The organism is Glycocaulis sp. (assembly GCF_052168375.1).
GTDB lineage: Bacteria > Pseudomonadota > Alphaproteobacteria > Caulobacterales > Maricaulaceae > Glycocaulis.
Map to the genome: position 1 here is coordinate 1 of NZ_JBQLZR010000104.1, position 8,329 is coordinate 8,329.

Annotated in this window: 7 protein-coding genes; all 7 read left to right on the forward strand. The window is 63.9% G+C overall.

Features of this window, described 5'->3' with window-relative positions:
* Positions 1-148 precede the first annotated feature (148 nt).
* On the forward strand, positions 149-1,921 hold the full coding sequence (locus ACTS2Z_RS04170; protein WP_442571971.1) for a hypothetical protein: 1,773 nt from the start codon (positions 149-151) through the stop codon (positions 1,919-1,921).
* A gap of 162 nt (positions 1,922-2,083) precedes the next feature.
* Positions 2,084-2,287: a 50S ribosomal protein L35 gene (rpmI, locus tag ACTS2Z_RS04175; RefSeq protein ID WP_127565111.1), complete on the forward strand. Its 204-nt coding sequence runs from the start codon at positions 2,084-2,086 to the stop codon at positions 2,285-2,287.
* Between the two features lie 39 nt (positions 2,288-2,326).
* Positions 2,327-2,686 carry a 50S ribosomal protein L20 gene (rplT, locus tag ACTS2Z_RS04180; RefSeq protein WP_442571972.1) on the forward strand — a complete coding sequence of 120 codons (360 nt, stop codon included), beginning with the start codon at positions 2,327-2,329 and terminating at the stop codon, positions 2,684-2,686.
* A gap of 186 nt (positions 2,687-2,872) precedes the next feature.
* Positions 2,873-3,955 carry a phenylalanine--tRNA ligase subunit alpha gene (gene pheS / locus ACTS2Z_RS04185; RefSeq protein ID WP_442571973.1) on the forward strand — a complete coding sequence of 361 codons (1,083 nt, stop codon included), beginning with the start codon at positions 2,873-2,875 and terminating at the stop codon, positions 3,953-3,955.
* Position 3,956: 1 nt separating this feature from the next.
* Positions 3,957-4,550 carry a hypothetical protein gene (locus tag ACTS2Z_RS04190; protein ID WP_442571974.1) on the forward strand — a complete coding sequence of 198 codons (594 nt, stop codon included), beginning with the start codon at positions 3,957-3,959 and terminating at the stop codon, positions 4,548-4,550.
* 17 nt (positions 4,551-4,567) lie between these two features.
* A complete protein-coding gene (gene pheT, locus ACTS2Z_RS04195) occupies positions 4,568-6,961 on the forward strand; it encodes a phenylalanine--tRNA ligase subunit beta (protein WP_442571975.1) in 2,394 nt (797 codons plus the stop codon).
* Positions 6,962-8,296 carry an MFS transporter gene (locus tag ACTS2Z_RS04200; RefSeq protein ID WP_442571976.1) on the forward strand — a complete coding sequence of 445 codons (1,335 nt, stop codon included), beginning with the start codon at positions 6,962-6,964 and terminating at the stop codon, positions 8,294-8,296.
* Positions 8,297-8,329 lie beyond the last annotated feature (33 nt).

Below are 8,329 nucleotides of genomic sequence, written 5' to 3' on the forward strand. Positions count from 1 at the left end.
GGCGTCTGCATGCTTGCTGTATAACAAAAAAGACCGGCAGCCCCGTGTTGCCGGTCTTTTTGCGTCTAGGCACAAGGCAGGGTTTGCGCCTAGTCTCCCTTGCGATTTTCAAACGCGCCCCGTGGGCGTGCGGACAAGGGGATTTTCCATGAAATACATCGTATCCATGAGCGTTCTGGCAGCAGCCATCGGCGCGCCGGCCGCTCTTGCCCAGTCGGAAGCGCAGGCGAGTGCCCCCCGTCATGGAACGGAAACCCTGCAGGCAGGCTTCGCCGATGATCCCCGCACGTTTCGCGTCCAGGCGGGCGGAGCGCTCCCCGCTTCACGCATAGGCGGTGAAGACTGCCGCGGCCACGTCACGCAGGCGCCGACCTTCTCGCTCACCTATGAAGATGCAGGCGATGTGTTTGACCTGATGGTCTCTGCCGCCTCGGAAGCCGACACCACCTTGATGGTGCGCACCCCGTCCGGCGCTTTCCTGTGCGACGATGATGGCGGCGCGAGCGGCTTCAATCCGGGCGTCACGGCTGAAAGCCCGCAAAGCGGCCAGTACGATATCTGGGTCGGTACCTACTCCAGCGGCATCGGCTATCCCGATGCAGCCTTGCACATCTCCGAGCTGGCCTATTCCGACGCCAACCCGTTCGTTCGCTCTGTCGATGCTGACGGAGTGCCGGCGCAGACGCTGTCCCTGCGGGCGGGCTTCCGCAATGACCCTGCCAGCATCGAGATCATGCAAGGCGGCGATATTCGCCTCACCCCGCTCGGCTCGGGGTGTTACGGCACGGCCTCCGAGGCACCGGCTGCCCGGCTGAGCTATCGCGCCGGTGATTACACCCTCTATATCTCCACCGAGAGCGATGGTGACGGCACGATAGCCGTGCGCGCGCCTGATGGCAGCTGGCACTGTAATGACGATGGCGCGGGCGATCTCAATCCGGGCGTGACCTTTACCGATCCCGCCTCTGGCGATTACCTGATCTGGGCGGGCACCTTTGGTGAAACCGCCGCCGAGCCGGCCACGCTCCATGTTTCCGAGATCGGTTATGCGGGCGTCGACAATTCGGTCGACCTCACCGCCCGGCCGCGCCACGGCCAGACCCGCCTGTCGCCGGGCTTCTCGCCCAATCCGCATGCCGCTGACGTGCAGGCGGGCGGGCCGATCGATTCTACCCTTGCCCTGTCAGGACACACGACGGTCGAGGGCTATTGCTATGGCCAGATCACCCGCGAGCCGGCCTACCGCCTGACCTGGAATGGCAGTGAAGGCCCGCTCTACATCTCCACCGAGAGCGATACCGACACCCTGCTTCTGGTCAACGCGCCCGATGGCGGCTGGTGGTGTGATGATGACAGTGCTGGCGATCTCAATCCGGGCCTCGTCATCGATAATGCCCCGGCGGGTGTCTACGACATCTATGTCGGCAGTTTCGGACCGGACTTCTCCGATGCCCGTCTCTTCCTGTCGCAGACCGGCTTCGGGGCAGAGGCGATCTCCATGCGCGCCGACCCGTCGCTCGAGCCGCGTTTCGGCGCCTTCACGCTCGATCCGGCTGAAGGCACGGTGCCCTATGCACAGGATCTCGAAGCGGGCGGCCCGCTGCGCGCCTATCAGGCGGGCTTCAACTCCACCGACTACTGCGTCGGCTATGTCAGCCGCGAGCCGAGCCTGGTGATCAACTGGGCGCCGGACAGCGCAACCCCGTTCGTGGTCTATATGGAGGCCGAACGTGACACCACGCTCGCCATCCAGACCCCCGATGGCAGCTGGCGCTGCAATGATGATGGCTCCATCGGTCTGAATGCCGGGCTGGAACTTGCTGACGGGGCGCCGGGCTATTACCGCATCTATGTCGGCACCTATGGGTCGGAGCCGGGCGAAGCCCGCATCAATATCAGCACGGGCGAACTGCCCCGCTAGCCTGCAATCACCTGCTCGGGAAGGCGCGAGACCCTTGCGTTTCGCGCCTTCTTGCGTATAACCACGCGCTTCCAACTCCGGCTGGTCAGGCCCACGACATGCCTGCCGGTCGTTTCACGGCTCGCCGCAAACCTTGCGGCACCCTCATTTACGGAGACCGAAATGTCGAAGATGAAGACCAAGAGCGGCGCGAAAAAGCGCTTCAAGGTGACCGGGACCGGCAAAGTGCTGGCAGCCCAGTCCGGCAAACGTCACGGCATGATCAAGCGGACGCCCAAGCAGATCCGCCAGAAGCGCGGCACCGACACTCTGGCGGCGCCCGACGCGAAGATCGTGAAGCAACACTACCTGCCCTACAGCCGCTAGGCCGGGCCGGTAAATCCAAACGTTTGAAGGACTGATATCATGGCTCGCGTTTCCTCAGGACCCGCCACCCACGCCCGTCACCGCAAGGTAATCAAGGCTGCCAAAGGCTATTATGGCCGCCGCAAGAACACGTTCCGCGCTGCCAATCAGGCGGTGGAGAAAGCCGGGCAGTACGCCTATCGCGACCGCCGCGCCAAGAAGCGCAATTTCCGCTCCTTGTGGATCCAGCGCATCAATGCGGCCGCCCGCCTGAACGACCTCACCTATGCCTCGTTTATGAACGGGCTCAAGAAGGCCGGTATCGAGCTTGACCGCAAGGTTCTCTCCGACATCGCCATTCGTGAGCCCGAAGCCTTTACCGCCCTGGCCAACCAGGCGCGTTCGGCTCTTCAGGCTTAAACGGTGATCCGGCCTGCGTAACCTGCAGGCCACCGTACGGATCAGCAAAGCCCGCCTGCGAGCCCCGCAGGCGGGCTTTTCTCTGTTTGCAGCCCTCCAGCATTTGAACCTTGCGGCAAAAAAGGGTCTAAGACCCGCCTGACCTGCAATCGCCCCGATTTCGCCCACCACTTCGCGAGACCTGCCATGACCCAAGCTGATGATCTTGCCGCCCTCGAAGCGCGCTATCTGGCTGCCCTTGAGGCGGCCAGCGACATTGCCGCCCTTGAAGAGGTGCGCGTCGCAGCGCTCGGCAAGAAGGGCGAGCTGAGCCTGAAAATGCGCGATCTGGGCGGCATGAGCCCGGACGAGCGCAAGGTGTTCGGTCCGGCCCTCAACGGGCTCAAGGATCGCCTGACTGCCGCAATTGAGGCGCGCAAGGCGGCGCTGGAAGCCGACGCGCTCAACGCGGCCCTTCGCACCGAGCGCGTGGACATCACGCTTCCCGCTCCGCGCGAAGCCAAGGGCTCCCTCCACCCGGTCAGCCAGGTCATGGAAGAGCTGGCGGCCATCTTCGCCGATATGGGCTTCGCGGTCGCCGAAGGCCCGGATGTCGAGGACGATTTCCATAACTTCACAGCGTTGAACTTCCCCGCAGACCACCCGGCTCGCGACACCCACGACACCTTCTTCATGGAAGCGGGCGAGGGCGAGGTCGCAAAGCTTCTGCGCACGCACACCTCGCCCGTGCAGATCCGCACGCTGATGAATTCAGAGCCGCCCGTGCGCATCATCGCGCCGGGCCGGGTCTATCGCTGTGACTGGGACCAGACCCACACTCCGATGTTCCATCAGGTCGAGGGCCTTGTGATCGACAAGGACACCCATATGGGTCACCTCAAAGGCTGCCTGATTGATTTCATCGCCGCCTTTTTCGAGACCGACGAGGTGGAGGTGCGCTTCCGCCCCCACCACTTCCCCTTCACCGAGCCAAGCGCCGAGATGGATGTGCGCTATGAGCGCGTCGGCGATGCGGTGAAAGTCGGCTCCGGTGACAAATGGCTGGAGATTCTCGGCTGCGGCATGGTGCATCCCAATGTCATCAGGGCGTGCGGGCTCGATCCGGACGTCTATCAGGGCTTCGCTTTCGGCATGGGTGTCGATCGCCTCGCCATGCTGAAATACGGGATGAGCGATCTTAGACCCTTCTTCGAGCCGGACCCGCGCTGGCTTTCCCATTATGGCTTCTCGCCGCTTCTGCAGGCCAATCTCGCTACGGGTCTGAGCTGAGATGGCGCGCAAACCGTCCCGTTTCCGCCTGCGTTTCGAGACAGTCGGCTCGATCACGGCCATCGTGGTCGGCGTCGCCGCTCTCTATGTCAGCTGGGACCAAGCGCGCGTCATGCGGGCCCAGCAGCATGCGAGCGTGTTGCCGGCAATCCAGATTGACGGGTTCCAGACCCGTGATGGTGAGATGGCATCAATCGGCTTGCGGATACGCAATGCAGGTGTCGGGCCGGCTATTGTTTCGTCGGTAGCCCTGACCCGCCTCGACCAGCCGAGCGAGGACATCGCGCCGATCACGGCACTGTTGCCCGATGGCTCCAACCTGTCGTGGTCGACGATGATCGGCCGGGTGATTGCAGCAGGCGAAACCGTTGAGGCGATCAGCTTTTACTGGCCTGCCGACGCCCTGAGCGCCGAACAAAGCGCCGAGCTTGCGACCGAATGGACGAGCTGGGACGTATCTGTCTGCTATTGCTCGGTTTTCGAGCGTTGCTGGATTGCCGAAACACGTGGTGTCGGGGCGGGGGCGCGCAATGTCCCGGCCTGTCCTGCACCTGATTATGATCTGTTTGAGCGCATTGGCGCTCAAGGCCTTTAAGTGCGAGCGCCCTTGTCATGAAATTCACTCTCTCCTGGCTCAACCAGCATCTTGAGACGAGCAAGTCCCTCGCCGAGATTACCGACGCCATGACGATGGCCGGTCTCGAGATCGAGCATGTCGATAATCCGGCAGACCGGCTGGCCGCGTTCACGGTTGCCCACGTGAAGGATGCGCAGCCTCACCCCGATGCGGACAAGCTGCGTGTCTGCACGGTGGAAACGGTCGATGGCGTGAAGCAGATCGTTTGTGGCGCGCCGAATGCCCGTGCCGGCATGACGGCCATCTATGCGCCGCTGGGCGCGTATATCCCCGGCCTCGACTTCGCGCTGGATGCCAAGCCGCGCAAAATACGCGGCGTGGAAAGTCACGGCATGCTCTGTTCCACCAAGGAGCTGGAGGCGGGTGAGGATCATGACGGCATTGCCGACCTGAAGGGTGAGTGGGCGGTGGGCACGCCCGCTGCCGAGGCGCTTGGCCTGAATGATCCGGTGATTGATTTTGAAGTCACTCCGAACCGGCCCGACTGGCTGGGCGTGCATGGCATTGCCCGTGATCTGGCTGCGGCCGGCGTGGGTGTTTTCAAGGACGAGGCTGTAGAGCCGGTGAAAGGGAGCTTCCCTTGCCCGGTCAAAATCGAGACCGCATGGCCGCAAGCCTGCCCGGTCTTCGCAGGCCGCGTCGTGCGCGGCGTGAAGAATGGTCCGTCACCCGAATGGCTGCAGACACGGCTGAAAGCGATTGGCCTGCGCCCGATCAACACGCTCGTCGATATCACCAATCTGATCTCCGTCGAGCGTGCTCGTCCGCTCCATGTCTATGATCTGTCGAAAATTGGCACGACCATTCGTGCGCGCATGGGTCATGGAGAGGCAGACCGTTTCGAGGCGCTGGATGGCCGCGAGTATGACCCGCAGTCACACCATTGTGTGATCGCTGACGATACACGGTGTCTTGGCCTTGGCGGCATCATGGGCGGCGAGTATTCCGGCTGCTCGGGCGATACCGTGGACGTCTTCATCGAGAGTGCATGGTTCGACCCCTCAACCATTCGCACGACCGGTCGTGAAACGGGCATCGTGTCGGACGCGCGTTATCGCTTCGAGCGCGGCGTGGACACCGGTTCGGTCCTGCCGGGCCTGGAGCTGGCCACGCGCCTGATCCTCGACCTGTGCGGCGGCGAAGCCTCTGAGGTTTTCGTGGCCGGAGAGCTGCCGGCCGAACCGGCACCGATTGCCTTCGATCCGGTGCGTGTCGGGCGCCTCACCGGTCTCGACATGTCCCATGACCGGATCGCTGCCATCCTGACGGCCCTCGGTTTTGGTGTAGACCGGTCCTCGCCCGTTTGGACGGTTTCGGTCCCGACCTGGCGGCGCGATTGCACGCAAGGTGCCGATCTGGTCGAGGAGGTGGCGCGGATTGAAGGCTATGACCGTCTGCCAGCGACCAGCCTGAAGCGGCCCGCAGGCCGTTTCGAGGCGCCCGCCACCGCAATGCAGAACCGCGTGCGTGCCGCGCGCCGTGCAGCCGCCAACCGAGGGTATCAGGAGGCCGTGACCTGGTCTTTCTGCCACGAGGACGAGGCGGCGCTGTTTGGTGGCCATGGTCCGGGTCTCAAGCTCGCCAACCCGATCTCGTCTGAACTCAACGTCATGCGCCCGACCGCGCTTATCCACCTGCTCACGGCCTTGCAGAAGACTGCCGACAAGGGCCTTGAGGACCCGCGTTATTTCGAGGCGGGCCCGATCTATCTCGATGATACGCCCACCGGGCAACGAACGGTCGTTTCCATGGTGCGCCGTGCCGCTGGCGTGCGGGACTGGAAAGGAAGCTCAACTCCGGACGTCTTTGACGCCAAGGCTGATGCGCTGGCTCTGCTGGATGCGGCGGGTGCACCGGTGGCCAATTTGCAGGCCGCACCCGATGCACGCGCCTGGTGGCATCCGGGCCGTTCCGGTGTTCTGCGCCTTGGTCCGAAAACGGTGCTTGCCGAATTCGGCGAGATTCACCCCGGCGTTCTCAAATCGCTTGGCATTGACGGCCGCGTGCTCGCGGTCGAGGTGTTCCTCGATGCCATTCCCGCCTCCAAGGCGAAGGCCCTGAAATCGCGGCCGGCCCTGCCCCTTAGCGATCTCATGCCGGTACGCCGGGACTTTGCATTCCTGGCGCCGGATACGCTTGCTGCTGGGGATCTGTTGCGCGCCCTTAACGGTGCCGACAAGCAGCTCGTCACGGGTGTCACCCTGTTTGACCGCTATGTCGGCAAGGGCGTGCCTGAGGGCCATGTCTCGCTCGCCGTTGAAGTGGTCCTGCAGCCGGTGGACAAGACGCTCACCGATGCCGAGATTGACGCGGTGTCAAAAAAGATCATCGCTGCGGCAGAAAAGCAGGGCGCAAGGCTGCGGGGCTGAGTGACCGGACCGGAAGCCCTCGCCGACAAGGCCGCCGAGCCGGTCTTTGCTCTCATCCATGATGAGGATGAGGGCCGTATGTGCGCGGATATCGCTGATGAGGCATGCGCCCATCAGCCGCGCAATTTCGTGCTATCAGCCTTCGTCCTGAGCCTCACCAAGACGGGTGACCGGCTGATGGACCCGAAAATCGTTCTGGCCTGGATGGTCACGGCTCTGGGCGCGCCGGCGGCTGTGATCGGCCTGTTGTCGCCGGTGCGCGAGGCCCTCGCACTCCTGCCGCAGCTCTTCATTGCCCGGCTGATCCGCCAGCGTCCGCGCCGCAAGGTTTTCTGGTCGCTCGGGTCAGCGGGGCAGGCGAGCGCCCTGCTTCTCATGGCTCTTTCGGCTCTGACCCTGGAAGGTTGGGCGCTGGGCGGTGCAGTGTTGGCTTGTCTCGCCCTCTTTGCACTGAGCCGGGGTGTATCCTCGGTCTCCTACAAGGATGTGCTGGGCAAGACCGTCGCCCGGACGCGCCGGGGTGCGGTGGCAGGCTATGGCGCTAGCCTTGGCGGGCTTTCAGCAAGCGCGCTGGGTATCTGGCTGATCCTGCGCCAGTCCGGCGAGGGCGAGGCCGGACCGCTTTTCTTTGCGGGGCTTCTTGCCGCCGCCGCCGGCCTCTGGCTGGTCGCCGCTGCGCTCTACCTCTTGCTTGCCGAAGCGCCGGGATCGACCGATGGCGGCGCCAACGCCTTTGAGGCCGTACAAGCGCAACTGGCCAAGGTCTGGACCGACAGGGATTTGCGCGACTTCCTGATCGTGCGCGCGCTGCTTATCTCGACCGCCCTGGCCACCCCGTTCTATGTCTCGCTGGCACAAGGTGAGGGCAATCACGGTCTGGCGGGCCTTGGCGGCTTCCTTCTTGCGGGCGCAGCCGCCAGCACGGTGAGCGGATGGGTCTGGGGCCGGGCAGCAGACCGGTCGAGCCGGCTTGTCATGGCAGCCGCGGGCCTGCTCGCCGCCCTTGTCGGCGCACTGGCACTATTTGCCCTTTTTTGGTGGCGGACGGTGGAGCTGTCCTGGGTGCTCACGGCTTGCGTGTTTCTTCTCTCGCTTGCCCATGAGGGCGTGCGCCTTGGCCGGTCGACCTATCTCGTTGACCTTGCCAGTGAGGAAACACGCGCCAGCTATACCGCCGTGTCCAACACGGTGATCGGTGTGATGCTGCTGATCATGGGCGCGGTGTCGGGCGCAGCCTTTCAGGCCGGCCCGGCTTATGCGCTGGCGTTTCTGGCGATTTGCAGCCTGATGGCCGCCGTGCTGGCCGTCAGGCTGAAACCGGTATCGGGCGCCTAGAAGGGCAGAATGTTGCGGCGGCGCGAATAGGCG